The organism is Pseudomonas sp. UBA6562, assembly GCF_002434265.1.
GTDB lineage: Bacteria > Pseudomonadota > Gammaproteobacteria > Pseudomonadales > Pseudomonadaceae > Aquipseudomonas.
The window spans coordinates 391723-416823 of record NZ_DJJS01000006.1 but is presented as its reverse complement, the minus strand read 5'-3'; the positions used below and the strand labels follow the sequence as shown (position 1 = coordinate 416823).

The 25101-nt window shown below is 66.6% G+C and carries 20 protein-coding genes; 12 read left to right on the top strand and 8 right to left on the bottom strand.

Going from position 1 to position 25101, the window contains the following annotated elements:
- Positions 1–11: 11 nt before the first annotated feature.
- The 9 genes from B4M43_RS09360 (at position 12) to B4M43_RS09320 (ending at position 10463) form a co-directional block, all read left to right on the top strand.
- Positions 12–230: a hypothetical protein gene (locus B4M43_RS09360; protein ID WP_296266361.1), complete on the top strand. Its 219-nt coding sequence runs from the start codon at positions 12–14 to the stop codon at positions 228–230.
- 91 nt (positions 231–321) lie between these two features.
- Positions 322–3255 carry a bifunctional [glutamate--ammonia ligase]-adenylyl-L-tyrosine phosphorylase/[glutamate--ammonia-ligase] adenylyltransferase gene (glnE, locus tag B4M43_RS09355; protein WP_296266360.1) on the top strand — a complete coding sequence of 978 codons (2934 nt, stop codon included), beginning with the start codon at positions 322–324 and terminating at the stop codon, positions 3253–3255.
- Positions 3256–3502: 247 nt separating this feature from the next.
- On the top strand, positions 3503–4552 hold the full coding sequence (gene waaF, locus B4M43_RS09350) for a lipopolysaccharide heptosyltransferase II (RefSeq protein ID WP_296266358.1): 1050 nt from the start codon (positions 3503–3505) through the stop codon (positions 4550–4552).
- Complete coding sequence (waaC, locus tag B4M43_RS09345) at positions 4553–5611, top strand: lipopolysaccharide heptosyltransferase I (protein ID WP_296266356.1); 1059 nt, start codon at positions 4553–4555, stop codon at positions 5609–5611. It begins immediately after the preceding gene.
- The gene (locus B4M43_RS09340) at positions 5611–6735 is read left to right on the top strand and encodes a glycosyltransferase family 4 protein (protein ID WP_296266354.1); all 1125 of its coding nucleotides are present in this window, start codon (positions 5611–5613) and stop codon (positions 6733–6735) included. The genes waaC and B4M43_RS09340 overlap by 1 nt, the downstream gene beginning before the upstream one ends.
- Positions 6732–7538 carry a lipopolysaccharide core heptose(I) kinase RfaP gene (gene rfaP, locus B4M43_RS09335; protein ID WP_296266351.1) on the top strand — a complete coding sequence of 269 codons (807 nt, stop codon included), beginning with the start codon at positions 6732–6734 and terminating at the stop codon, positions 7536–7538. Before B4M43_RS09340 ends, rfaP begins: the two co-directional genes overlap by 4 nt.
- Positions 7538–8272, top strand: a complete 735-nt coding sequence (locus B4M43_RS09330; protein WP_296266350.1) for a lipopolysaccharide kinase InaA family protein — start codon at positions 7538–7540, stop codon at positions 8270–8272. Before rfaP ends, B4M43_RS09330 begins: the two co-directional genes overlap by 1 nt.
- Positions 8269–9021, top strand: coding sequence for a lipopolysaccharide kinase InaA family protein (locus tag B4M43_RS09325; RefSeq protein ID WP_296266347.1), 753 nt, complete (start codon positions 8269–8271; stop codon positions 9019–9021). Before B4M43_RS09330 ends, B4M43_RS09325 begins: the two co-directional genes overlap by 4 nt.
- Positions 9021–10463, top strand: a complete 1443-nt coding sequence (locus B4M43_RS09320) for a lipopolysaccharide kinase InaA family protein (RefSeq protein WP_296266345.1) — start codon at positions 9021–9023, stop codon at positions 10461–10463. The genes B4M43_RS09325 and B4M43_RS09320 overlap by 1 nt, the downstream gene beginning before the upstream one ends.
- Here the strand turns inward: B4M43_RS09320 and B4M43_RS09315 are convergent.
- From B4M43_RS09315 to B4M43_RS09305, 3 genes are all read right to left on the bottom strand, one after another.
- Complete coding sequence (locus tag B4M43_RS09315; protein WP_296266343.1) at positions 10424–13237, bottom strand: dermonecrotic toxin domain-containing protein; 2814 nt, start codon at positions 13235–13237, stop codon at positions 10424–10426. The two genes, B4M43_RS09320 and B4M43_RS09315, sit on opposite strands and share 40 nt — an antisense overlap.
- A 173-nt stretch (positions 13238–13410) precedes the next feature.
- The gene (locus B4M43_RS09310; protein WP_296266341.1) at positions 13411–14121 is read right to left on the bottom strand and encodes a 3'-5' exonuclease; all 711 of its coding nucleotides are present in this window, start codon (positions 14119–14121) and stop codon (positions 13411–13413) included.
- Positions 14118–16055 carry a putative nucleotidyltransferase substrate binding domain-containing protein gene (locus B4M43_RS09305; protein ID WP_296266339.1) on the bottom strand — a complete coding sequence of 646 codons (1938 nt, stop codon included), beginning with the start codon at positions 16053–16055 and terminating at the stop codon, positions 14118–14120. Before B4M43_RS09305 ends, B4M43_RS09310 begins: the two co-directional genes overlap by 4 nt.
- 377 nt (positions 16056–16432) lie before the next feature.
- Between B4M43_RS09305 and B4M43_RS09300 the strand changes: the two genes are divergently transcribed.
- Entirely contained in the window at positions 16433–16879 is a 447-nt protein-coding gene (locus B4M43_RS09300; RefSeq protein WP_296266338.1) for a response regulator, read from the top strand.
- Between the two features lie 36 nt (positions 16880–16915).
- Here the strand turns inward: B4M43_RS09300 and B4M43_RS09295 are convergent, their stop codons facing one another.
- Entirely contained in the window at positions 16916–19090 is a 2175-nt protein-coding gene (locus B4M43_RS09295; protein WP_296266336.1) for a malate synthase G, read from the bottom strand.
- A gap of 422 nt (positions 19091–19512) precedes the next feature.
- On the opposite strand from B4M43_RS09295, the gene B4M43_RS09290 reads away from it, so the two are divergent.
- The gene (locus B4M43_RS09290) at positions 19513–20031 is read left to right on the top strand and encodes a glycine cleavage system protein R (RefSeq protein WP_296266335.1); all 519 of its coding nucleotides are present in this window, start codon (positions 19513–19515) and stop codon (positions 20029–20031) included.
- Positions 20032–20159: 128 nt separating this feature from the next.
- On the opposite strand, the gene rarD is transcribed toward B4M43_RS09290, so the two are convergent.
- From rarD to B4M43_RS09270, 4 genes are all read right to left on the bottom strand, one after another.
- A complete protein-coding gene (rarD, locus tag B4M43_RS09285) occupies positions 20160–21044 on the bottom strand; it encodes an EamA family transporter RarD (RefSeq protein WP_296266333.1) in 885 nt (294 codons plus the stop codon).
- A 220-nt stretch (positions 21045–21264) separates the two neighbouring features.
- Positions 21265–22239 carry a serine/threonine protein kinase gene (locus B4M43_RS09280; RefSeq protein WP_296266332.1) on the bottom strand — a complete coding sequence of 325 codons (975 nt, stop codon included), beginning with the start codon at positions 22237–22239 and terminating at the stop codon, positions 21265–21267.
- A gap of 75 nt (positions 22240–22314) precedes the next feature.
- A complete protein-coding gene (locus tag B4M43_RS09275) occupies positions 22315–23079 on the bottom strand; it encodes a TOBE domain-containing protein (RefSeq protein ID WP_296266331.1) in 765 nt (254 codons plus the stop codon).
- A gap of 135 nt (positions 23080–23214) precedes the next feature.
- Entirely contained in the window at positions 23215–23952 is a 738-nt protein-coding gene (locus B4M43_RS09270) for a ComF family protein (RefSeq protein WP_296266329.1), read from the bottom strand.
- 89 nt (positions 23953–24041) lie between these two features.
- Here B4M43_RS09270 and bioB point away from each other — a divergent pair, with 89 nt between their 5' ends.
- Complete coding sequence (gene bioB, locus B4M43_RS09265) at positions 24042–25100, top strand: biotin synthase BioB (protein WP_296266327.1); 1059 nt, start codon at positions 24042–24044, stop codon at positions 25098–25100.
- The last annotated feature ends 1 nt before the right edge of the window (position 25101 follow it).

Below are 25101 nucleotides of genomic sequence, written 5' to 3'. Positions count from 1 at the left end.
GGGCAGACGTCGTGAATTCTTGGATTGCCGGGGGTCTGATCCGGCGGCGTGTAGTTTTACTACAAATGCATTTTGATTTCATGCTTTTGCAGCGCAGGGGTAGTAGCGAAACTACAGATAAGCGACATTCGGTCGCACTTTGGCTTGTAGGAAAAATCGTTTCTGTGCGTGAAAAATACGAGACCATTGGCGGTTTATTGATGATTGATGCCGCTATTCAGGGTTTTTAAGCTATTTAAAACTTTTGTATACAATTTCTTCCGTCAAGCCTTCTTCACGGCTGCCGACGTCCCTCCGCCAAACGCCGATCAAGGATAGCCCATGCGCCAGCCTTTGCCGCCCGATCTGCCCGCTGCCTTCCAACCGGTCGTCGCCCGCAATCGACAAGCCTTGCACGATGCCGTCGCCAGCCACCCGGCACTCGATCCCACGACCTGGAGCGCCGTGCAGCGTGGGCAGTTCGAGCAGGTCACGGCGGCCAGCGACTTCGTCATGGAGCAGGTGCTGCGCGAGCCGGCCGTCTTCTGCGAGTTGCTAGGCAGCGGCGAGTTGGAGCGGCCGCTGGCGCCGGGCGAGTTGTGCGCGCGCATCGCGGCGACGGCCGCTGCCGCTGCCAGCGAAGAGGCGCTGGCGCGGCAGTTGCGCCGCGAGCGCAACCGCCAGCAGGTGCGCATCGTCTGGCGCGACCTGACCCGCCAGGCCGAGCTCAAGGAAACCTGCCGCGATTTGTCGGACCTGGCCGACGCGTGCATCGACCAGGCCTACCAATGGCTCTACCCACGCCACTGCCAGCAATTCGGCACGCCTGTCGGTGCACGCAGCGGCGAGGCCCAGCACATGGTGGTGCTGGGCATGGGCAAACTGGGCGCGGTGGAGCTGAACCTGTCGTCGGACATCGACCTGATCTTCGCCTTCCCCGAAGGCGGCGAAACCCAGGGCATGAAGCGCGCGCTGGACAACCAGGAATTCTTCACCCGTCTGGGCCAGCGCCTGATCAAGGCGCTCGACCCGGTCACGGTCGACGGCTTCGTGTTCCGCGTCGACATGCGCCTGCGCCCCTACGGCTCCTCCGGCGCCCTGGTGCTCAGCTTCAACGCGCTGGAACACTACTACCAGGACCAGGGCCGCGACTGGGAGCGCTACGCCATGATCAAGGCCCGCGTGGTGGCCGGCGACCAGACGGCCGGCGCGCAGTTGCAGGCCATGCTGCGACCGTTCGTGTACCGCCGCTACCTGGACTTCTCGGCCATCGAAGCGCTGCGCACCATGAAGCAGTTGATCCAGCAGGAGGTGCGGCGCAAGGGCATGGCCGACAACATCAAGCTGGGCGCCGGCGGCATCCGCGAAGTGGAATTCATCGCCCAGGCGTTCCAGCTGATCCACGGCGGGCGCGACCTGAGCCTGCAACAGCGGCCGTTGCTCAAAGTGCTGGCGACGTTGGAAGGGCAGGGCTACCTGCCGCCGGCGGTGGTCGCCGAGCTGCGCGACGGCTATGCCTTCCTGCGCTACACCGAGCACGCCATCCAGGCCATCGCCGACCGCCAGACGCAGATGCTGCCCGACGATGCCCTGGACCGCGCGCGCGTGGCCTACATGCTCGGCTTCGCCGACTGGGACGGTTTCCATGCGCAATTGATGCAGTGGCGCGAGCGTATCGACTGGCATTTCCGCCAGGTCATCGCCGACCCGGACGAGGACGAAACCGAGGGCGAGCTGGTGGTGGGCGGCGAGTGGTCGCCGTTGTGGGAACAGGCCCAGGACGAAGAGGCGGCCTGTCGACAATTGCAGGAAGCCGGCCTGCGCAACCCCGCCGAAGCCCTGCGCCGGCTCACCGCCTTGCGCGCCAGCCCGTCGCTGCGTTCGATGCAGCGCATCGGCCGCGAGCGTCTGGACGCCTTCATTCCGCGCCTGCTGGCCCAGGCGGTCGAACACGACCACCCGGACCTGGTGCTGGAGCGGGTGCTGCCCCTGGTCGAGGCGGTGGCGCGGCGCTCGGCCTACCTGGTGCTGCTCACGGAAAACCCCGGCGCCCTGCGCCGCCTGTTGACGCTGTGCGCGGCCAGCCCGTGGATCGCCGAGCAGATCACCCGCTTCCCGCTGCTGCTCGACGAATTGCTCAACGAAGACCGGCTGTTCAGCCCGCCGCTGGCCCCGGAGCTGGGCTCGGAACTGCGCGAGCGGCTGATGCGCATTCCCGAGGACGACCTGGAGCAGCAGATGGAAGCGCTGCGCCATTTCAAACTGGCCCACAGCCTGCGCGTGGCGGCCTCGGAGATCACCGGCAACCTGCCGCTGATGAAGGTCAGCGATTACCTGACCTGGTTGGCCGAGGCGATCCTCGATCAGGTGCTGGCCTTGGCCTGGCGGCATACGGTCGCCCGACATGGCCAGCCCAGGCGCAGCGACGGCAGCCTGTGCGACCCGGCGTTCATCATCGTCGGTTACGGCAAGGTCGGCGGCATCGAATTGGGCCATGGCTCGGACCTGGACCTGGTGTTCATCCACGACGGCGACCCGCATGCCGAGACCGACGGCGACAAACCCATCGACGGCGCACAGTTCTTCACCCGTCTGGGCCAGCGCATCATCCATCTGCTGACCACGCAGACCAACTCCGGGCAGCTCTACGACGTCGACATGCGCCTGCGCCCCTCGGGCGCGGCCGGCCTGTTGGTCAGCTCGTTGGGCGCGTTCGAGCGCTACCAGCGCAACGAAGCCTGGACCTGGGAGCACCAGGCCCTGGTACGGGCGCGGGTGCTGGTGGGTTGCAAGCAGGTGGCCGAGGCTTTCGAGGCCGTGCGCGCCGGTGTCTTGGGGCAGGCGCGCGACATCGCCACCTTGCGCACCGCCGTCAGCGACATGCGCGCCAAGATGCGCGCCAGCCTGGGCAGCAAGGGCACCGCGGCCGGTACCGCGGCCAACGCCTATGAACCAGGCTTGCCGTTCGACTTGAAGCAGGACGCCGGGGGCATCGTCGACATCGAGTTCATGGTGCAGTACGCCGCCCTGGCCTGGTCCCACGACCATCCGGCGCTGTTGCGCTGGACCGACAACATCCGCCTGCTCGAAGAGCTGGAGCAGGCCGGACTGATGCCCGCAGGCGACGCCGCGTTGTTGCGCGAGGCATACAAGACGTTCCGCTCGGCCTCGCACCGCCAGGCGTTGCAGAAGCAGGCCGGCGTGGTGGACGCGAGCCAGTTCGCCGAGGAGCGCCGCGAGGTACGGCGGATCTGGGGGGCGTTGGGGTTGGAGTGACGATGGGGACCGTGCTGGGCAGCGCTGCGTATCACTGTGGCGTATCCGCGATCGACTGCGCGGCGGCGACATATCCGTCATCCGGGTGTGTTGCGCCGAGTGGGTGGTACACTGTGCGCCACACAGCCTGAATATAAAGAAAGAAGACCGGCGCCTAGCCGCCGTGCCATCCGTGGCGCGGCATGTCCGCCGACTTCTCCAAGGGCCGGCATCCCAAGTGCCGGCCCTTTCGAGTTCTGGAAAACGCATGAGAATACTGATCATTGGGCCTAGCTGGGTCGGCGACATGGTGATGGCGCAGACGCTGTTCCAGGTTCTGAAACAGCGTCACCCCGACTGCGTCATCGACGTGCTGGCCCCCGACTGGAGCCGGCCGCTGCTCGAGCGCATGCCCGAAGTGCGCCAGGCCTTGAGCTTTCCACTCGGCCACGGCGCGCTGGAGCTGGGCACCCGCAGGCGCATCGGCAAGTCGCTCAAGGGCCAATACGACCAGGCCATCCTGCTGCCCAACTCGCTCAAATCGGCCCTGGTGCCGTTCTTTGCCGGGATTCCCACCCGCACCGGCTGGCGTGGCGAAATGCGCTGGGGCCTGCTCAACGACGTGCGCACGCTCGACAAGGCACGCTACCCGCTGATGATCGAGCGTTTCATGGCCCTGGCCTACGCGCCGGGCGCCGAGCTGCCGCAGCCTTACCCCAAGCCCGCCTTGCGCATCGAAACGGCCAGCCGCGACGCTGCCCTGGCCAAGTTCGGTCTAGCCCTGGACCGTCCGGTGCTGGCGCTGTGTCCCGGTGCGGAGTTCGGCGAGTCCAAGCGCTGGCCGACCGAGCACTACGCCGAGGTCGCCGAGGCCCTGGTGCGCCAAGGCTGGCAGGTCTGGCTGTTCGGCTCGAAGAAGGACCATCCGGTCGGCGAAGCGATCCGCGAGCGGCTGATCCCCGGCCTGCGCGAAGAGTCGGTGAACCTGGCCGGCGAAACCTCCCTGGCCGAGGCCATCGACCTGATGTCGTGCGCCGACGCGGTGGTGTCCAACGATTCGGGCCTGATGCACGTCGCCGCCGCCCTCGACCGCCCCTTGGTGGCGGTCTACGGCTCGACCTCGCCAGGCTTCACACCGCCTCTGGCCGACCAGGTGGAAGTGGTGCGCCTGGGGCTGGAGTGCAGCCCCTGCTTCGACCGTACCTGTCGTTTCGGCCACTACAACTGCCTGCGCCTGCTCGAACCCCAGGCCGTGATCGCGGCCCTGCAACGCCTCGACGGCGCACAGCCGATCAACCTGCTGGCCGAGGTCGACTAAGTGCGGGTACTGATCGTCAAGACGTCGTCGCTCGGCGATGTGATCCATACCCTGCCGGCCCTCACCGACGCCGCGCAGGCCATTCCCGGCATCCGCTTCGACTGGGTGGTCGAGGAGGGCTTCGCCGAGATTCCGACCTGGCACCCGGCGGTCGATCGAGTGATTCCGGTGGCCATCCGCCGTTGGCGCAAGAGCCTCTGGCAAACGCTCAAGAGCGGCGAGTTCAAAGCGTTCAGGCAGCGCCTGCGCGAGCACACCTACGACTTGGTGATCGACGCCCAGGGCCTGCTCAAGTCGGCCTGGCTGACGCGCCTGGTCAAGGCCCCGGTGGCCGGGCTGGACCGCTATTCGGCGCGCGAAGGGCTGTCGAGCCGCTTCTACGACCGGCGCCTGTCGGTCGCGGTCGGCCAACATGCCGTCGAACGCACGCGGCAACTGTTCGCCATGGCCCTGGCCTACGACCTGCCCGAAGGCCTGGGCGACTACGGCCTGGACCTGGCCCGTCTGCAACTGCCGCCCGCCGCGCCCTACGTAGTGTTCCTGCATGGCACCACCTGGGCCACCAAGCATTGGCCGGAGGCCTACTGGCGCGAGCTGGCCGAGCGCATGGGGCGGCGCAAGCTGCAAGTCTGCCTGCCGTGGGGCAACGAGGCCGAGAAGGCCCGCGCCGAACGCATCGCCCAGGGCTTGAGCCACTGCCAGGTGCTGCCGCGCCTGAACCTGGTCGGCGTGGCCCGCGTGCTGGCCGCGGCCAAGGCCTGCGTGGCGGTCGATACCGGGCTTGGGCATCTGGCCGCGGCACTGGACGTGCCGACCATTTCCCTGTTCGGCCCGACCAACCCCGGCTTGACCGGCGCCTACGGCCGCTCCCAAGTGCACCAGGCCAGCGATTTCCCCTGCGCCCCGTGCCTGCAAAAGAAGTGCACCTACAAACCGAGCGCCGAAGACCTGCGCCGGTTCGATCTCAAACGCGAGTGGCCCCTGTGCTTCACTCGCCTGAATCCCGAGCATGTGGCGAGCCGCCTGAGCGCGCTGCTGCTGGCTGAGGATGTTCGTTGATGCAACTGGCTTTCGTGCTCTACAAATACTTTCCCTTCGGCGGCCTGCAGCGCGACTTCATGCGCATCGCCCTGGAGTGCCAGCAACGCGGGCACCAGATCCGCGTCTACACCCTGATCTGGGAAGGCGACATCCCCCCTGGCTTCGAAGTGCTGGTGGCGCCGGTCAAGGCGCTGTTCAACCACCGCCGCAACGAGAAGCTCAGCGCGTGGATGGCGGCCGACTTGGCGAGGCGCCCGGTCGACCGCCTGATCGGCTTCAACAAGATGCCGGGCCTGGACGTGTACTACGCCGCCGACGGCTGCTTCGAAGACAAGGCCCAGACCCTGCGCGGCAACCTGTACCGTCGCTGGGGCCGCTATAAGCATTTCGCCGACTACGAGCGGGCAGTGTTCGTCCGCGAGTCCAAGACCCAGGTGCTGATGATCTCCGAGGTGCAGCAGCCGCTGTTCGTCAAGCACTACGGCACCCCGGCCGAACGCTTCCACCTGCTGCCGCCAGGCATCTCCCAGGACCGCCGCGCACCGGCCAACGCCCAAGACATCCGGGCTGGCCTGCGCCAGGAGTTCGACGTCGGCGCCGACGAACTGCTGCTGGTGCAGATCGGCTCGGGCTTCAAGACCAAGGGCGTGGACCGCAGCCTCAAGGCGCTGGCCGCCTTGCCCGGCGACTTGCGCAAGCGCACGCGGCTGCTGGTCATCGGGCAGGACGACCCCAAGGTGTTCCAGCTGCAAAGCGCCGCCCTGGGCCTGGGCGAGCAGGTGCAGTTCCTCAAGGGCCGCAGCGACATCCCGCGTTTTCTGCTCGGCGCCGACCTGTTGATCCACCCCGCCTACAACGAAAACACCGGCACCGTGCTGCTCGAAGCTCTGGTGGCCGGCTTGCCGGTGCTGGTGTCGAAGGTGTGTGGCTATGCCCATTACATCGAAGAAGCCGACTGCGGCCTGGTGCTCGACGAGCCTTTCGCCCAGGCGCAGCTCGACGACTACCTGGCACGCATGCTCCAGGCGCCCGACCGGCGCGCCGCCTGGTCGCGCAACGGCCTGGCCTTCGCCGACAGCGCCGACCTCTACAGCATGCCGCAGCATGCCGCCGACGTGATCCTCGCGGAGCCCCGCCCATGAAGCTGATTCTGGCTGAGCCATTCAAGCAACTGTGGGCCGGGCGCGACCCGTTCGAGGCCGTCGAGGGGTTGCAGGGCGAGGTGTACCGCGAGCTCGAAGGGCGCCGCACGCTGCGTACCGAAGTCGACGGCGCTGGTTACTTCGTCAAGATCCACCGCGGCATCGGCTGGGGCGAGGTGTTCAAGAACCTGTTCAGCGCCAAGCTGCCGGTGCTTGGCGCCGGCCAGGAATGGCGCGCCATCGAGCGCCTGCACCAGGCCGGCGTGCCGACCATGACCGCCGTGGCCTACGGCGAGCGCGGCAGCAATCCGGCACACCAGCATTCGTTCATCGTCACCGAAGAACTGGCGCCGACCGTCAGCCTGGAAGACTTCAGCCTGGACTGGCGCCAGCAGCCACCGGCGCCGGCCCTCAAGCACGCGCTGATCGCCGAGGTGGCGCGCATGACCGGCACCATGCACCGCGCCGGGGTCAACCACCGCGACTGCTACATCTGCCACTTCCTGCTGCACACCGACCGGCCCATCGCCCCGGGCACGCTGAAGCTGTCGCTGATCGACCTGCACCGCGCGCAGACGCGCACGCGCATCAGCCGCCGCTGGCGCGACAAGGACCTGGCCGCGCTGTACTTCTCGGCGCTGGACATCGGCCTGACCCCGCGCGACGAGCTGCGCTTCCTGCGCGGCTACTTCCAGCGCCCGCTGCGCCAGATACTGCGCGACGAGGCCGCCTTGCTCGCCTACCTGCAACGCAAGGCGCACAAGCTCTACGCGCGCAAGCAGCGTTACGGGGATGCACTCTGATGGCCGGCTGGACCTTGGAGCCGGGTTATCGACACCTGGCTGCGGACTTCGGCAGCCTGGAGGCGGTGTTCGCCCTGCAAGGCGAGCGCCTGACCCGCGACCCGCTCAGTGAAGTGGTGCGCGTCGAGCGTGACGGCGTCAACTACTACGTCAAGCGCTACACCGGCGCCGGCAAGGGCCTGCGCCGCTACCTGGGCCGCCCGCGGATCAAGGCCGAGTGGCAGAACCTCAAGCAGTTCGCCAAGTGGGGCATCCCCACCGCCGAAGTGGTCGCCTGGGGCCTGGAGCGCAAGGGCCTGGCCTTTGGCCGTGGCGCGATGATCACCCGCGAGCTGCCGCGCACCGAAGACCTCTCGGTGCTGGCCGAGCGCAACGATCCGCGCCTGGCCGACCGCGCCTGGGTGGCGCACCTGTGCCGGCAGGTGGCCCGCCACACGCGGGTGATGCACGACCACCACTTCACCCACAACGACCTCAAGTGGCGCAACCTGCTGGTCGACGATCAGGGCACGGTGTTCTTCATCGATTGCCCGACCGGCGACTTCTGGCGTGGCTTCATGCTGCGCCATCGGGTGATCAAGGACCTGGCCTGCCTGGACAAGGTGGCCAAGTACCACCTCTCGGCGACCCAGCGCCTGCGCTTCTACCTGCACTACCGCGGCCATGCGCGGCTCAATAGCAAAGACAAACGGCGCATCGCCCAGGTGCTGAGCTTTTTCGAGGGAAGGGAATGACCGATTACCTGGCCAGCGAGGACGTCGCCTTGTTGCAGCGTCACGGCCTGAACGATTTCGAAGCGTTGTGGAGCTTGCAGCTCGAGGCCGTCGACGAACCCAATACCGGACGTGGCGGCTGGAGCAGCGTCTATCGCCTGGAGCTGGAGGGCAAGGGCTACTACCTCAAGCGCCAGGCCGACTACCTGACCCGCACCCTGCACGCACCCTTCGGCGAGCCGACCTTCAGCCGCGAGTTTCGCAACATCCGCCGTTATCAGACGCTCGGCATCCCGGCGTTGCAGGCGGTGTTCTACGGCCAGCGCAAAGATCGTGAGGCGCATCGGGCGATGCTGCTGACCCGCGCCCTGGACGACTGGCGCGACCTGGACGGCCTGCTGGCGCAGTGGCCCGAATTGGGCGACGCGCAGCGCGACGGCATCCTGCGAGCCTGCGGCCAGTTGGCGCGCACCCTGCACGGTGCCGGGCAAGTGCATGGCTGCTTCTACCCCAAGCACATCTTCTTGCGCGAACGGCGCAGCGGCTGGCAGGCGCAGTTGATCGACCTGGAGAAGACCCGGCCGCTGTTGTTCGGCCGCCGCGACCGCCTCAAGGACCTCGAGCCGCTGATGCGCCGCGCCCGCGTCTGGAACGAAGGCGAGTTGCGCCTGCTGCTGGCCGCCTACCTCGACCAACCCGCCGACAGCGCGGTGGTGGGCGACTGGCAACAGCATCTGCTGCGCCGGCACCGTGAAAAGGGAGCGCGCTGATGCAATTGGCCGAACTCAAACAGGCCGGGCGCAACCCGAGCCTGCCGCTGACCTTGACCCTGGCCGATGCCGCCGGGCCTGCCGACCTGCAATTGCTCAGCCTGCTGCGCGTGTTGCCGGGCCAGCGTTACGTGGGCGCGGCCCTGTGGCGCGGCACGCCAGTGCTGGCCAAGCTGCTGGTCGGTGGCAACGCGGCGCGGCATTTCCAGCGCGAGCTCGAAGGCGTGCGTCTGCTGGCCGCGCAAGGCCTGACCACGCCGACCCTGCTCGCCGACGGTCTGGTCGAAGGCCAGGGCGGCTGGCTGCTGTTCGAATTTCTCGGCCAGGCGCAAAGCCTGGACGATGCCTGGCAGCAGGTGGCGACCCAGCCCGCATTGAGCGACGGCCAACAGCAGGTGATCGGCGAGGCCCTGGCGGCCGTGGCGCGCATGCATGCGGTAGGCCTGTGGCAAGACGACCTGCACCTGGACAACCTGCTGCGCCAAGGTGAGCGCCTGTACCTGATCGACGGCGCCGGCATCAAGGCCGAAACCCCAGGTAAGCCCCTATCGCGCCAGCGCGTGCTGGAAAACCTCGGGGTGTTCTTCGCCCAGTTGCCCAAGCGTCTGGAGCCGTTCCTCGAAGAGCTGCTGGTGCATTACCTGCTGGCCAACGCCGAACATGCGCTGCCGCTCGAGGCGTTGCAGAAACAAGTCGACAAGGTGCGCGCCTGGCGGCAGAAGGATTACCTGGACAAGGCCGGCCGCGAATGCAGCCTGTTCAGCGTCGAGCGCAGCCTGTCGAAGTTGCAGGCGATTCGCCGCAGCGAAGTGGACGCCCTGTCGCCGGTGCTGGAGCAGGCCGACTCGCTGATCGACCAGGGCCACCTGTACAAGACCGGCGGCGCCGCCAGCGTGGCGCGCGTCGAGGTGGGCGGCCGGGCGCTGGTGATTAAGCGCTACAACATCAAGAACACCGCACACTGGTTCAAGCGCTTCTGGCGCCCCAGCCGGGCCTGGCATTCCTGGATCGAAGGCCAGCGCCTGGCCTTCCTCGACATCGCCACCCCGCGCCCGCTGGCGGTGCTGGAGCGGCGCGTGCTGGGCCTGCGTGGCCGCGCCTACCTGATCACCGACTACGTCGACGGCCCGGACCTGACCGAGTGCTTCGCGCCCTATGTGGACGACGGCCAGGCGCCGCAGGCGCAGGTCGATGCGCTGGTCAGCCTGATGCGACAGCTGATCCGCGAACGCATCAGCCATGGCGATTTCAAGGGACACAACCTGTTCTGGGTCGACGGGCAATGGTCGCTGATCGACCTCGACGCCATGTGCCAGCATGCCACCCAGCGCAGCTTCGCCGCCGCCTACGCCCGCGACCGGGCGCGCCTGCTGCGCAATTGGCCGAGCGGCAGCGCCTTGCATCAGCGCCTGGACGCGCTGCTCCCGCGCCTGACCGAGTAAGCGGCCGGTAGCGCCAGCCAATCGCTGCTGCGCCCGGCCTGACGCACCCGGATGCGCCACTGCCCGTCGCGCCAGCGCAGGATCGCCCAGGCCGTAGCGGGACCATTCGGCTGGTTCGGAATCAGCAGGTGGTAGTGATGGTCGAGCAAGTGCGCACGCAGCGGTAACGCCTGTTCCCCCGCCAGTAGATACAGCTGCCCCTCGTATTGGAACAGGCCGTCCCCACCAGGGGGCTCGACGCCCATCGGCCGTTCCGGCAATCGGCACTCGGTCAACAGCGTCTCCAGATCGGGCAAGCCGTCGTACCACAGCACAGGCGAATCCACGACCCACTCGCCATCCGCGCGCCGTTTGACCGGTACCTTGATGTACGCGTCGGGCATACGCGGGTCGAGCACTCGCCAGCGGTAGCCATCGAACGCGACCTGATAGTTCACGCCGGCCGCGTCCTTGATGTAGTACAGCGACAAGCCCGCATAAGGCGACGGCTGCTCGTAGATGCCTTCCTTGTGAATGCCGTCGACCCGGTAACGCAGCTTGTCGGTGTCGATGTTGATGGCTGCGGCGGGCGGCAGCTTCAATGGTGGGGTCGGGGGAATGGCGCGAATGGCCCGACGCATCACGGTGGTGCCGCCGATGTTGTTGATCGCATCGTTGATGTGGGTGAAGGATTCGACCAGGTGTTTGAGCACGCCGACGCGGTCGTCTTCCTTGAACGCCGTATTGGCGTCGATCACCGACAGTATCGAACGCGCCAGTGCCACCGGCACCAAAGTGCGCGCTGGGATCACCAGGCTGATCAGGTCGAGCAGGATCGACAGCGCATGCAAGGTCAGCTCGCCCAACAGTTCGAGCTTGGTGTTGGTGCTGGCATCGACGCGCGCCAGAGTGGCGTTGACTTCGGCCAGATAGCGGGCGCTCTGGAAGTCGTCGTCGATTTCCGGGCGTTGCGCGATGGCGCCCAGGCCGCCCTTGGTCAGCCAGCGTTCGACCTGCTCGGGGTCGAGCAGCGGCAGACGTTCCTTGACGTATTTGCGTAGTGCGGGCTTGCTGCGCAGCGTCCGGAGCAGGTGGCGGGTGTTGCGAAATTCCCGCCAGGCGCGTCTATCTGGCGCATCCGGGGTGTACGCCAGGAAGCGCGAGAAGCCAGCCCCGTCGGGCGTGACAAGCATGACATCGTGCAGGGTATGCCCGCCCAGCAGTAGCTGGCGCACGCTCAGACGCTGCACGGGCAATTGCTGGCGCGCTTGGGCGTGCGGGTGGTCCAGCACCAGCGTCGCCCACGCGAAACCGCGCTCGAACGGATCTTCCAGCAGGTGCCCGGCGTGGTGCGCCTTGGCCAGCTCCGCACGCATGCGCGCGCGGCTGATGTCGATGTAGCGATCCCTGCGCCACTGCGCCTGCGTCGAGGTCAGCAGGTGGGTACGCAGGTATTGGCTATAGCTCTCGCCGACGTTCAGTTCGCGCACCATGGCACGGATCTGAATGGGGGTGATGCCGGACACAGTGTGGTCGTCCGCGTCGTGCACCCTGGCGGTGAGCCAGTAGTCGATGTCGAGCAGGCTGACATTGATCAGGGCCAGTTCGTCGAGGCGGTAGGTGCGGCGCACCAGCTCGACGCTATCGCCCACTTGCGGACGGCTGGCGGCAGGAATCCAGGCGGTGGTGATGCCCGGGTGCAGCACCGGGCCCTTCTGCCTGGCCAGGGTCACGCTGACGTACACATGGAGCGGGTCGAGATCCAATTGGTGGCGCTGGCGCAAGGTACTGCGCAGACGGTCGCGGGTCCAGGCCAGCAAACTGTTGCGCTCGAGGAACTGCTCGGGGTTGAGGATGCCTGGAGCCGATGCCTGGTCGATGGCGACCACCAGCTCCTGCACGGTCTGCATGATGTGGGTCAGACCCTGGGCCGACGCATGGCGCAGCCAGGCCGGCGAGTTGCGTTCCAGGAGCAGACCATAGCGAGTTTGCAGGCCCGAGCGGCTGTCGATCCAGGGCACGACATCGGCGGCCGTTTGTAGGTCTTTGGCCAGGACCGACAGATCTGCCAGCGACCGTCGCGCGGCGTTTTCCCAGAGGGCGATGAGGGCGGTGCGTTGCCCGTCGATCAAGTCCTGAACCTGGGCCTGGACCAAGTCGTCGTTGAACCACTCATAGCGCAGGCGCTCGGCATTGCAGGCCCGCTCGCGATCCTCGTCGCTGTGCAGATGGCGCAGGAGCGGACGGCTCTGTTGCGGGTCGTCGAGCCGTTCGCACAGCTCGACGTGCAGTTCGGCCAGGCTGTCGAAGGCCTCGATGCCATGGGGCAGGCTGCAGAGCAGGGCGTATTCGCCGGGTTGGCGAGGATCGGGCATGCCGCCTTCGGGGCCGCCCTCGACGATCACGAAAGCGCCGCGCAAGGGGCAGCGCCAATGCGGCGTGGTGATGCTCAGCACCGGCCGGTACACCTGCGGACGCTGCGCCGCCGGCAGATGCTGGCGTTGCGAGGGCAGGGGCAGGTTCACGCAGCAGGCCATCAGCTCGGCATGGTTGGAACCCAGCGTGTGGTCGCCTTCGCGCATAGCGATTTGCGCCAGCAGTTGTCGCCGCAGAATCTCGCCCAACTGGGCTTGGCGGCTGCTCGCAGACGATGTGCCGGAGAGCCAGTAGTCGGCCAGGTCGGCGAAGTAGCGTTGGCGCGCGTTCAGCAGCGGCAAGGTCGGGTCGGGTGGCGGCGGCGGGGTGAGCAGAGCGCTCAAAGGCAGATCGAAGGATTTGAAGTGTTCCAGGCTCATGGGGTGGCTCCGCTTTGGATGAGCGGGTCACGCTGGCGCTTTTGCGACGGTTGGGTGCGGTAATGGGGTCTGTAGGTGGGGTGGGTACTCGCCGCAGCAGCCAATCATCGCGTCGCCTGACGAAGGTTGCGCGCGAGCTGGTTGTGGTCGATCACCAGTGGCGCTGACTGCCCTCACAAGCCCTGGTGGTGGGCCTTGCGTCGACGCCAGGCGTGCAAGCGCTGGAGCAGCGCCTGAGGGCTGTCGAGCTGTTGGCGACGCGCCTGGCTGAACAGGATCAGGGTCAGTTCGGCCGTCACCTGGGCGTCGGCGCTGGCGTGGTGACGCTCGGCCACTTCCAGCCCGAAGTGCGCGACCCAGGCGTCCAGCCCGGCTTCGCGCATGGCCACGTCGGGATTGAGCATCGGCGCCAGGTCGGCCACATCGACGAAGGGCGATTGCAGCCGGTGGCCCAGGCTGTGCTTCAAGGCGCGCGTCAGCATGTGCTGGTCGAAGGGGGCATGGAAGGCCAGCACTGGGCTGTCGCCGATGAATTCGAGCAGTTCCACGAAGGCCGTGGCCGGGTCGCAGCCGGCGGCCAGGGCGCTGGGCCCCAGGCCATGGATGAGCACGCTGGCGGTGGTCTTCTGCTCGGGGCGGTGCAGGGTGCGTTCGAATTGCTGGCTGAAGTCTATGGCGCCCTCGTCGATGGCCACCGCGCCGATCGACAGCACCTGGTCGCGGTTCAGGTTCAGGCCGCTGGTTTCCAAGTCGAGCACCACCCAACGCTGTTCGCGCAGGCTGCAAGTGCGCCAGGGCGTGGGCTGCGGCAAGCGTGCCAGGCGCGTTTTCAGGGCCTCCTGAACGAGGGGCGTGGCCGGCCGCAGCCAGGCGAACGGGTTCATAGCTGATACCGCAGCGCCAGGCTGCTTTGCAGACGCTGCGCTTGGCGCAGGGATTCGCGCAGGATGCGCCGGTCGAGGTGGTTGAGGCTGTCCGGGTCGAGGCGGTTGCTGTAGGGCTGGTTGTCGCGGCTCTGGCGTTGGTGCTGTTGCATGCGGGTCTGCTGGATGAAGTGGTAGGCCTCTTCGAAGGCGGCGGCGTCCAAGGCGTCGATGACCTCGCGCTGGGCCAGTTGGCGCAGGCGCTCGAGGGTGTTGTTGGCGCCGATGCCATGGGCCAGGGCCAGCAACCGTGCGCCGTCGACGAAGGGTGTGAGGCCCTGCACCTTGAGGTCGAGGGTGGCGGTCTTGTCGTTGCCCTGGCGGGTCAGCACGAAGTCGCGCAGCCGGCCCACGGGCGGGCGCTGGCGCAGGGCGTTTTCGGCCAGCATGCGCTGGAACAGGCGATTGTCCGCGACCTGAGCGAGGATGCCCTGACGCAGTTGCTCGCAGCCCTGCTCGTCGCCCCACACCGCGCGCAGGTCGAAGTAGATGGTCGAGCCCAGCAGGTGTTCCGGGCTGGCCTCGCGCACGAACCCGGCGAAGCGTCGTGCCCACTCTGTACGCGACAGGCACAGTTCCGGGTTGCCGGCCATCACATTGCCGGGGCACAGGCTGAAGCCGCAGCGCGCCAGCTGCTGGTTGATCAGCCGTGCCAGCGGCAACAGGCGGAGGCGTACGGCCTCGGCCTCGCTCGCATCGGCCGCTTCGAAGAGGATGCCGTTGTCCTGGTCGGTGTACAGCGTCTGTTCGCGCCGTCCCTCGCTGCCGAAGCACAGCCAGGTGAAGGGCACGCCGGGGTCGCCCTGTTCGGCCAGGGTCAGCTCGATCACCCGGCACACGGTGTGGTCGTTGAGCAGGGTCACGATCTGGGTGATCTGCGTCGAGGACGCGCCATGGGCCAGCATGCGCTCGACCAGTTGGCCGATCTCGCCACGCAGCGCGATCAGGGTCTCCAGCCGTGGGGCATGGCGGATGGTGCGCGCCAGGTGCACCAGGTCGACCCGCTGTAGGGAGAACAGGTCGCGCTCGGAGACCACGCCGCACAGGCGCCCGTGGTCGACCAGGCAGACGTGGGCGATGTGCCGCTCGGTCATCGCCAGCGCCGCGTCGAAGGCGCTGGCCTGGGCACTGAGGCAGAACGGCGCGGCGGTCATGTAGCGGGCGATGGGCGCGTCCAGCTCGGCGTTGGCCTCGGCCACCACCTGGCGCAAGTCGCGCAGGGTGAAGATGCCACAGGGGGTACGCTGCCCATCGACGATGACGATGCTGCCTACCTGTTGCTCGTGCATCTGCCGCACGGCCTCGCGCACCGGCGTGTCGGCGGCGCACATCACGGGATGACGCATGGCCAGCTCGGCCAGGGGCGTATTCAGCGAATATTGCGTGCCCAGGGTCTGCGCCGCGCGTTGGCGCACCTGCTGGTTGATCTGGTCGAGCAGGCTGCTGACCCCACGTAAAGCGAAATCGCGGAACGCCTCCGACAGCGAGAACACGCGGACGAACGCCGCCTTGTGCAGTTGCAGGCAGAAGGTGTCCTCGCCGGCCAGGTGCTCGGTGCGCGTGGCGCGCTCGCCGAGCAGGGCGGCGAGCGGAAAGCATTCGCCGGCGGTGATCTCGAAGGTGGGTGTGGTGTCGGCGCCCCGCGCGTGCTGGCGTTCGCCGACCACACGGCCTTGCTTGACGATGAAGAAATGCGTCACCGGGCCATCGGCAGGCTTGACGATGGTTTCGCCGCTTGCGTAAAAGCGCAGCTGGCACTGTTCCACCAGGTAGGCCAGGTGGCCGTGTTCCATCTGGTTGAAGGGTGGGAAGCGTTGCAGGAATTGCAGCATGCCCAGGATGTTCTGGCGCACGGCGGTCTTGCCCGCTTGATCGAAGGCGTCCTGTTGGCTCATGGCATCGGTCGCAGGGTGAGACGGCGCACTTGGCACAATCCTTGTTATTGCTTGTTGCTGTAAGGCCCATGGTCGGACGATGTGGGCAAGCTTTACATTGGACGTAAGTCTATGCCTGCCATATAAGGCCGCGCAGCGCCGCATTGCCTGCTGCGGCGCGCTGGCCGAGGGCTATCAAGGCTTGCTGCTGTACTGACCTGCACGCAAACCATCGTCGATCACCTGCAAGGTGTGAAGGGACGCATAACCCAGCCATAGACCTGCAGTCGTGATGTGGCGCAAACATCGCTGCCTTGTGCGTCAAATTTCCGACGAAAGGCAGTCGGTTATAGCTATGACTGCGGTCTTAACTGTTTTGAAGGGATTTTTTTGACGAGATGAGCATGGCTGAGCAAGACGACATCCTGAGCGACGCCGAGCGCCGTGCGCTGGCCGATGTCAGCGCGCCGGCGGGCCCGGCTCCTTCCGTGTTGGTCGTGGACGACAACGCGATCAACCGCGAAGCGCTGGCGGCGTACCTGAGAAGTCGTGGCTGGGAATGCAGCGTGGCCGACAGCGTGCAGCAGGCGCGTGCGGCTTTGAGGATGCGGCCTTCGATCGGCCTGATGATCACCGACCTGCGCATGCAGCCCGAAGACGGCCTGGCGCTGATCCGTCACGTGCGGGCGTCGGAGCGGGCGGAGTTGCCGATCATCGTGGTGTCGGGCGACACCGATGTGCAGGAAGCGGTCAAGGCGATGCACTTGGGTGTGCTCGATGTGCTGCTCAAACCGGTCGACCTGACCCGTTTGCTGGAATTGGTGAGCAAAGAGCTGAGCCTGTAGGCGCGCCTTCGCGCACCCACAGGCCGGCGCGGCGGCTTACAGCCCGTTACGCGCCTTGAACTCCCGACGACGACGATGCAGCACCGGCTCGGTGTAGCCGTTGGGCTGCTTGGCGCCTTCGACCACCAGTTCCACCGCCGCCTGGAAGGCGATGTTGCTGTCGAAGTCGTCGGCCAGTGGGCGGTACAGCGCATCGCCCGCGTTCTGCCGATCGACCACGGCGGCCATACGCTTGAGGCTCTCCATCACCTGCTCCTGGCTGACCACGCCATGGCGCAGCCAGTTGGCCAGCAGCTGACTGGAGATCCGCAGCGTGGCGCGGTCTTCCATCAGGCCGACATCGTTGATGTCCGGCACTTTCGAACAGCCCACGCCCTGGTCGATCCAGCGCACCACGTAGCCGAGAATGCCCTGGGCATTGTTGTCCAGCTCGTTGCGGATTTCTTCGGCCGACCATTGCGTGTCGCCGGCCAGCGGAATGCGCAGGATGTCGTCGACCGACGCCGGGGTGCGCTTGGCCAGTTCGGCCTGACGCGCCTGCACGTCGACCTTGTGGTAGTGCAGCGCGTGCAGGGTGGCAGCGGTGGGCGACGGCACCCAGGCGGTATTGGCGCCGGCCAGGGGGTGGGCGATCTTCTGTTCGAGCATGGCCGCCATCAGGTCCGGCATGGCCCACATGCCCTTGCCGATCTGCGCACGGCCTTGCAGACCGGTGGCCAGGCCCACGTCGACGTTGTTGTCTTCGTAGGCGGCGATCCACGGTTGGTTCTTCATCACGCCCTTGCGCACCACGGCGCCGGCTTCCATGGAGGTGTGGATTTCGTCGCCGGTACGGTCGAGGAAACCGGTGTTGATGAACACCACACGCTCGGCTGCGGCCTTGATGCAGGCCTTGAGGTTGACCGTGGTGCGGCGTTCCTCGTCCATGATGCCGACCTTCAGGGTGTTGGCCGGCAGGCCCAGCAACTGCTCAACGCGGGCGAAGATCTCGGCGGCGAAGGCGACTTCTTCAGGGCCGTGCATCTTCGGTTTGACGATGTACACGCTGCCGCTGCGGGTGTTCTTGCGCTGGGTGTTGCCGTTGAGGTTGTGCACCGCGGCCAGTACGGTGAATAGCGCGTCCTGGATGCCTTCGGGCACCTCGTTGCCCTGGGCGTCGAGGATGGCCGGATTGGTCATCAGGTGGCCGACGTTGCGCACGAACAGCAGCGAGCGGCCGTGCAGGGTGACGGTGCCGCCGTTGGGCGCGCTGTACTCGCGGTCCGGGTTCATGGTGCGGGTGAAGGTCTTGCCGCCTTTGCTGACGTTCTCCGCCAGATCGCCCTTCATCAGGCCCAGCCAGTTGCGGTAGACCAGCACCTTGTCGTCGGCATCGACGGCGGCGACCGAGTCTTCGCAGTCCATGATGGTGGTCAGCGCCGACTCCATGAGGATGTCCTTCACGCCGGCGGCATCGGTGCTGCCGACCGGGGTGCTGGCGTCGATCTGGATTTCGAAGTGCAGGCCGTTGTGCTTGAGCAGGATCGCGGTGGGCGCGGCGGCGTCGCCGTGCAGGCCGAGCAGTTGCTCGGGGTTGCGCAGGCCGCTGCTGCCGCCTTTGAGGGCGACCACCAGCTGGCCGGCTTCGATGCGATAGGCCGTGGCGTCGGCGTGCGAGCCGTTTTCCAGCGGCGCGGCTTCATCGAGGAAGGCGCGGCCGAAGGCGATGACCTTGTCGCCGCGGACCTTGTTGTAGCCCTGGCCCTTTTCCGCGCCGCCTTCGTCGTCGATGGCGTCGGTGCCGTACAGCGCGTCGTACAGCGAGCCCCAGCGGGCATTGGCGGCGTTGAGGGCGAAGCGGGCGTTCATCACCGGCACCACCAGCTGTGGGCCGGCCATGTGGGCGATTTCTTCGTCGACGTTTTGCGTGGTGGCTTGGAAGTCGTCCGCTTGTGGCAGCAGGTAGCCGATGTCCTGAAGGAAGCGTTTGTAGGCAGCGGCGTCGTGGGCCTGGCCTTGACGTTCCTGGTGCCAGGCGTCGATACGGGCTTGCAGCTCGTCGCGCTTGGCCAGCAGGGCTTTGTTCTTTGGAGCGAGGTCGTTGATGATCTTTTGCGCACCGTCCCAGAACTGCTCGGCGACGATACCGGTCCCGGGAATGGCCTCGTCGTTGACGAAGTCATACAGGACCTTGGCGACCTGAAGGCCACCGACTCGAACGTGTTCAGTCATTGCTTGCCTCACTCTGCTCAGCGATATCGCTCATCGTAAAAAGCCTGTAAGCGCTTGCTCCGGCTCGCGTCCGTACATGCCCGGCAGGCGGCGGGGCGAGGGCTGGAGGTTGGGCACAGGCACCTCGGCAGACCACCGGACGACGTCTTGTAGTCCAGTTCGGCGCATACTACATGAAGCCGTACGCGAGTGAACATGCGACCAAGAACGCCGTTCTGCACCCCTCGGGCTGCAACAGGTCACGCTAGGAAAACGCATGTTCGCAAAAAATGAGTGAATTGTTCCAGATAAATATAAAAACGGTACACGATTTTAGGTGCAGCTCGCTCTGCGGCAGGTTGTCGCGTAGCGCCTATACTCCGGCCTCTATCGCTATGCCCATTCACCGTGCGGGCTTGCCGCACCGCTTGCAGGAGCACGCCGTGGACACTCTCGTACTGACCGTGATCGCCCCCGACCACCCGGGGCTGGTCGAGCGCATCGCCCAGTGCATCGCCGACCAGCAAGGCAATTGGCTCGACAGCCGCTTGTCGCGCATGGCCGGGCAGTTCGCCGGCATCCTGCGCGTAGCGGTGCCCAGCGACCGCCACGACGCGTTGGTGCAGGCACTGGAAGGTTTGCAGGGGCAGGGCATTCGGGTGCAGGTGGCTCGCAGCGGCAGCGATCCGCTGGCCGGCGGCACGCCGATCGCCCTGGAGCTGGTCGGCAACGACCGACCGGGCATCGTGCGCGACATCACCCGGGTGCTGGCCGAATTGGGCGTCAATGTGGAGCGCCTGAGCACCCAGGTGCAGCCCGCGCCGATGAGCAACGAGCCGCTGTTCAAGGCCGAGGCCTCGCTGGCCTTGCCGCCGATGCTCGCCCTCGAACGCTTGCAGCAGCGTCTGGAAAGCCTGGCCGACGACCTGATGGTGGAGTTGCACCTGCGTGCGGAGGGTTGAGCGCGGGAACCTGGCTTATACACAGGCAGGTTATGCAGTTTTCGCGGGGATGAGCCTGTGCATAACCTTGGGAGATGTTTCTGCAGGCCAGCATGTATGTGGCCTGCAGGGTTTCGATCATTTATTGATCAGCGTTTGCGCAGGTTCAGCCAGATATCGACGCTGTACAGCGCCAATCCTGCCCAGATGAACATAAAGGCCACCAATGTGCTGGGGCTCAGGTGTTCGTCAAACAGCCAGACCGCTTGCAGCAGTACCAAGGTCGGCGCCAGGTACTGCAAAAAGCCCAGCGTGGTGTAGGGCAAGTGCCGTGCCGCCGCGTTGAAACACACCAAGGGCACCAGCGTCACGGGCCCGGCCGCCATCAACCACAGCGCTTCGGAGGTGGTGTAGAAGCCCGGCTCCGCACTGACGGCGTTCGGGTGCAGCAACAGCCAGCCGAGCGCCACTGGCACCAGCATCCAGGTTTCCACCACCAGGCCCGGTAGCGCCGCGACCGGCGCCTTCTTGCGGATCAGCCCGTAGAAACCGAAGGTCAGCGCCAGCACCAGCGACACCCACGGCAGGCTGCCGACCTGCCACACCTGCTGCGCCACGCCCGCCAGCGCCAGGCCCACGGCCAGCCATTGCAGGCGGCGCAGACGCTCGCCCAGCAGCAGCATGCCCAGCAGCACGTTGACCAAGGGGTTGATGTAGTAGCCCAGGCTGGCTTCGAGCATGCGCCCGCTATTCACCGCCCACACGTAGGTCAGCCAGTTAAGCGCGATCAGGCTGCCGCTCAGGGCCAGGATTGCCAGGCGCTGCGGGTGCTGGCGCAGCTCGCGCCACCAACCCGGATGCTTCCAGAGCATCAGCAACACGCCACCGAACAGCGCCGACCACAGCACGCGATGAACGATGATTTCCAGTGCCGGCACGCTCTGGATGGCTTTGAAGTACAGCGGGAACAGGCCCCAGATGATGTAGGCGGTCAGGCCCAGGAAATACCCGCGTCGCAGGTTTGCAGCGTGCATGGTGGATCCTTGCAGAGATTGGGTGCAAAACGCCGACGTATTGTAGACGGTTTGTGGGTCGGTCCGGAGCATTGCCTGACAGCGATGCGGCAGGTCGGCTTGCCGGTGTGCCATTCCTCGGCGTGGCGGCAAGGACGCCTGAACGGACGGGGCATCGAGGTCGGGCCCGTTCGGCGTCCGTGGCGCGACCCGCCGTGTGTTCAAGGCTTGGGCGCAGGCTTCAGAACAGCTTCAGCGGCGCCTCGTCCAACGCCGCGCATTGCTCGCGCAATGCCAGGATCTGGTCGCCCCAGTAACGCGGCTGGCCGAACCAGGGGAAGCTGCGCGGGAAGGCCGGGTCGTCCCAGCGCTTGGCCAGCCAGGCGCTGTAGTGCAACTGGCGCAGGGCGCGCAGCGGCTCGATCAGGGCCAGTTGGCGCGGGTCGAAGTCGTGGAACTCGTTGTAGCCGTCGATCAGTTCGGCCAACTGCCCCAGGCGCTCTTCACGGTCGCCGGCGAGCATCATCCACAGGTCCTGCACCGCCGGCCCCATGCGGCAGTCGTCCAGGTCGACGACGTGGTAGGCCTCGTCGCGGTGCATGAGGTTGCCGGGGTGGCAATCGCCGTGCAGACGGATAACCTGATGGGGCGTGCGGGCGTAGACGGCTTCCACGCGTTGCAACAGGTCGCGCGCCACCGATTCGAAGGCCGGCAACAGTTCCTTGGGCACGTGGTTGCCGTCGAGCAGGGTGCGCAGCGAAGCGTGGCCAAAGCCCTCGACGCTCAAGGCTTCACGGTGCTCGAAAGGGCGCGTGGCGCCGACCGCATGCAGCCGCCCGAGCAGTTGGCCGAGGCGGTAGAGCTGGTCGAGGTTGCCCGGTTCCGGCGCATGCCCGCCGCGGCGTGGGAACAGGCTGAAGCGAAAGCCTTGGTGCTCGAACAGGGTGCGCCCTTCGTGCCGCATCGGCGCCACTACCGGTACCTCGCACTCGGCCAGTTCCGCCGTGAACTGGTGCTCCTCGAGGATGGCGGCGTCGCTCCAGCGGTCTGGGCGGTAGAACTTGGCGATCAAGGGTTGCGCTTCGTCGATGCCGACCTGATAGACGCGGTTTTCATAGCTGTTCAGGGCCAGCACCCGGGCATCGCTGAGAAACCCCAGGCTTTCCACAGCGTCCAGGACCAGGTCGGGGGTCAGTGCATCGAAGGGGTGGGACATGGTGGGCTCCTGAACTGAACGGCGGGGCGCCATGGTAACGCTTCTGCGCTATGCAAGGGCGGACGGCGCGTCTGGCTACGCTGGAGTACCGATCAGCACATAGGAAGGGTGGAACTGCGCCCGTACGGTTCGGCCCACCTCGATGGCCTGCGCGCTCAGCCACTCGGCCTCGGCCAGCGCGCACAGCGTCTGCCCATTGCCCAGCGCCAGGCGCACCTCGGCGCTGCCGTCGTCCTCCACCTGCACCTGTTCGACCTCGGTCTGCAAACAGTTGCAGCCCGGCTCGGCGGTTTCGTCTTCGGCCAGCAGGCGCACCCAGCCGGCCTTGAGCAGGGCCACCGTCGTGCGCCCCAGGGCCAGCGCCAAGCGCTCGGTGCTGTCGGGGGTGATCAGCGCGTCGATCTCCACCCCGCCGCCCAGTGCCAGGCTGACCCGGTCGTGGCGCCCTTCGCGGCGCAACCCGCTGACCCGACCTTGCAACTGGTTGCGGGCGCTGGTGCGCAGCATCAGGCGGCCCAGCAGGTCGAGGTCGTCGCCGCTGTCGGCCGCTTGCAGAAACTGCGCCTGCAACCTCTGCAGGCGTTGGTACAGGCCCAGCACCCGCGCCCCTTCGCTGGACAGGCGCGCGCCGCCGCCGCCACGCCCGCCGGTGCTACGTTCGACCAACGGCTGGCTGGCCAGGTTGTTGAGCTCGTCGATGGCGTCCCATGCCGCCTTGTAACTGACGCCGGCCGCCTTGGCGGCGCGGGTGATCGAACCCTGTTCGGCGATGTGCTGCAGCAGGGCGATGCGTTGCGGACGGCGGGCGATGTGCTGGGTCAGCGAAGGTGGCAGGGACATGGCGGGGCCTGGCGGGACGAAGGCAGGAGCGGCGACGGTGCCTCCGCCGTTCGGGCAAGTCAAGTTCGGCTGCGGCCAGGAGGGCTATGACATGGTGGAAGACGATAGGGCCGGCCGATCGCGCCACATAGGCCTTCAAGCTCGGGCAGGCTGCGGCGTGCGCGCCAGGCAATAGACATCGACGCGGCTGGCCCCGGCCTGGCGAAGCAGGGTCGCCACGGCCTGGGCAGTAGCGCCGGTGGTGAGCACGTCGTCGACCAACGCCAAGTGCAGGCTGGCCGGCGCCGCCTGTGGCGTCAAGGCGAAGGCGCCGCGCAGGTTGCGCCGGCGCGCTTGGGCGTCGAGCCCTTGTTGCGCGGCCGTTTCCCGCGCGCGCAGCAACCAGCCTTGCTCGCAGGGCACGCGCAGTTGCCGCGACAACCAGCGTGCCAACATCGCCGCCTGATTGAAGCCGCGCTGGCGCAGGCGGCGCTTGGCTAAAGGAATCGGTAGCAGCAGGTCAGGACGTGGCAGGCCGTCGCTGTAGCGGTGGCTCAGTGCCTGGGCCAGCGAATCCACCATCATGCGGCCCAACGGCCACTGGCGCTGGTGCTTGAAGCGGCTGATCAAGGTGTCGAGGGGAAAGGCGTACTGCCAGGGTGCGACCACGTTGTCGAAGGCCGTCGGCGCCAAGGTACAGCGCAGGCAAGTCAGCCCCGGCCCCGGCAAGGGCAGGGCGCAATGGCTGCAAGCTTGGGTCAGCCAAGGCAGGTCGGTTTCGCAGGCGTGGCACAACGGTCGCGGCTGCACGGCCTGCGCGTTGCATAACAGACAAATCTGGTTGTTATTTAAACACTTGTTGACCAATCGTTTTGCGTTGAGTTGACAGTTCATAGGCCATCCATGACTATGCGCGCTATCCGTGAGGCGCCGCCGTTCCGCCGTGTGGCGGCGCCAGCAACACCCTAGACAAGGAAACGCCGATGAGCGCGCGCACAACTGTAACCACCCGTCACGACTGGTCCCTGGCCGAGGTCAAGGCGCTGTTCCAGCAACCGTTCAACGACCTGTTGTTCCAGGCGCAGACCGTGCATCGCGCGCATTTCGACCCCAACCAAGTGCAGGTCTCCACGCTGCTGTCGATCAAGACCGGCGCCTGCCCGGAAGACTGCAAGTACTGCCCGCAGTCCGGCCACTACAACACCGGGCTGGAAAAGCAGAAGCTGATGGAAGTGCAGAAGGTGCTCGAAGAGGCGGCGCGGGCCAAGGCCATCGGCTCGACGCGCTTCTGCATGGGCGCGGCCTGGAAGCATCCTTCGGCCAAGGACATGCCCTACGTGTTGCAGATGGTCAAAGGCGTCAAGGCCCTGGGCCTGGAAACCTGCATGACCCTCGGCAAACTCGACCAGGAGCAGACCGCCGCCCTGGCCCAGGCTGGCTTGGACTACTACAACCACAACCTCGACACCTCGCCCGAGTTCTACACCAGCATCATCACCACCCGCACCTACGGCGAGCGTCTGCAAACCCTGGCCTACGTGCGCGACGCGGGCATGAAGATCTGCTCCGGCGGCATCCTCGGCATGGGCGAGTCGCTGGACGATCGCGCGGGCCTGTTGATCCAGCTCGCCAACCTGCCCGAGCACCCCGAATCGGTGCCGATCAACATGCTGGTGAAAGTGGCCGGCACGCCCCTGGCCGACGAGCAGGACGTCGACCCGTTCGACTTCATCCGCATGCTCGCCGTGGCCCGCCTGCTGATGCCCAAGTCCCACGTGCGCCTGTCGGCCGGTCGCGAGCAGATGAACGAGCAGATGCAGGCCCTGGCCTTCATGGCTGGCGCCAACTCGATCTTCTACGGCGAAAAGCTGCTCACCACCGGCAACCCCCAGGCCGACAAGGACATGCAGCTGTTCGCCCGCTTGGGGATCAAGCCCGAAGCCCGCGAAGAGCACGGCGACGAGGTGCACCAGGCGGCCATCGAGCAAGCGCTGGTCGAGCAGCGCAGCAGCGAACTGTTCTACGACGCAGCGTCGGCCTGAG

What these genes read in the sequence shown, in the direction of transcription:
- glnE (WP_296266360.1), top strand. Translation starts at nt 322, where the DNA reads ATGCGCCAGCCTTTGCCGCCCGATCTGCCCGCTGCCTTCCAACCGGTC.
- waaF (WP_296266358.1), top strand. Translation starts at nt 3,503, where the DNA reads ATGAGAATACTGATCATTGGGCCTAGCTGGGTCGGCGACATGGTGATG.
- B4M43_RS09340 (WP_296266354.1), top strand. Translation starts at nt 5,611, where the DNA reads ATGCAACTGGCTTTCGTGCTCTACAAATACTTTCCCTTCGGCGGCCTG.
- rfaP (WP_296266351.1), top strand. Translation starts at nt 6,732, where the DNA reads ATGAAGCTGATTCTGGCTGAGCCATTCAAGCAACTGTGGGCCGGGCGC.
- B4M43_RS09330 (WP_296266350.1), top strand. Translation starts at nt 7,538, where the DNA reads ATGGCCGGCTGGACCTTGGAGCCGGGTTATCGACACCTGGCTGCGGAC.
- B4M43_RS09325 (WP_296266347.1), top strand. Translation starts at nt 8,269, where the DNA reads ATGACCGATTACCTGGCCAGCGAGGACGTCGCCTTGTTGCAGCGTCAC.
- B4M43_RS09320 (WP_296266345.1), top strand. Translation starts at nt 9,021, where the DNA reads ATGCAATTGGCCGAACTCAAACAGGCCGGGCGCAACCCGAGCCTGCCG.
- B4M43_RS09315 (WP_296266343.1), bottom strand. Translation starts at nt 13,237, where the DNA reads ATGAGCCTGGAACACTTCAAATCCTTCGATCTGCCTTTGAGCGCTCTG.
- B4M43_RS09310 (WP_296266341.1), bottom strand. Translation starts at nt 14,121, where the DNA reads ATGAACCCGTTCGCCTGGCTGCGGCCGGCCACGCCCCTCGTTCAGGAG.
- B4M43_RS09305 (WP_296266339.1), bottom strand. Translation starts at nt 16,055, where the DNA reads ATGAGCCAACAGGACGCCTTCGATCAAGCGGGCAAGACCGCCGTGCGC.
- B4M43_RS09300 (WP_296266338.1), top strand. Translation starts at nt 16,433, where the DNA reads ATGAGCATGGCTGAGCAAGACGACATCCTGAGCGACGCCGAGCGCCGT.
- B4M43_RS09295 (WP_296266336.1), bottom strand. Translation starts at nt 19,090, where the DNA reads ATGACTGAACACGTTCGAGTCGGTGGCCTTCAGGTCGCCAAGGTCCTG.
- rarD (WP_296266333.1), bottom strand. Translation starts at nt 21,044, where the DNA reads ATGCACGCTGCAAACCTGCGACGCGGGTATTTCCTGGGCCTGACCGCC.
- B4M43_RS09280 (WP_296266332.1), bottom strand. Translation starts at nt 22,239, where the DNA reads ATGTCCCACCCCTTCGATGCACTGACCCCCGACCTGGTCCTGGACGCT.
- B4M43_RS09275 (WP_296266331.1), bottom strand. Translation starts at nt 23,079, where the DNA reads ATGTCCCTGCCACCTTCGCTGACCCAGCACATCGCCCGCCGTCCGCAA.
- B4M43_RS09270 (WP_296266329.1), bottom strand. Translation starts at nt 23,952, where the DNA reads ATGAACTGTCAACTCAACGCAAAACGATTGGTCAACAAGTGTTTAAAT.
- bioB (WP_296266327.1), top strand. Translation starts at nt 24,042, where the DNA reads ATGAGCGCGCGCACAACTGTAACCACCCGTCACGACTGGTCCCTGGCC.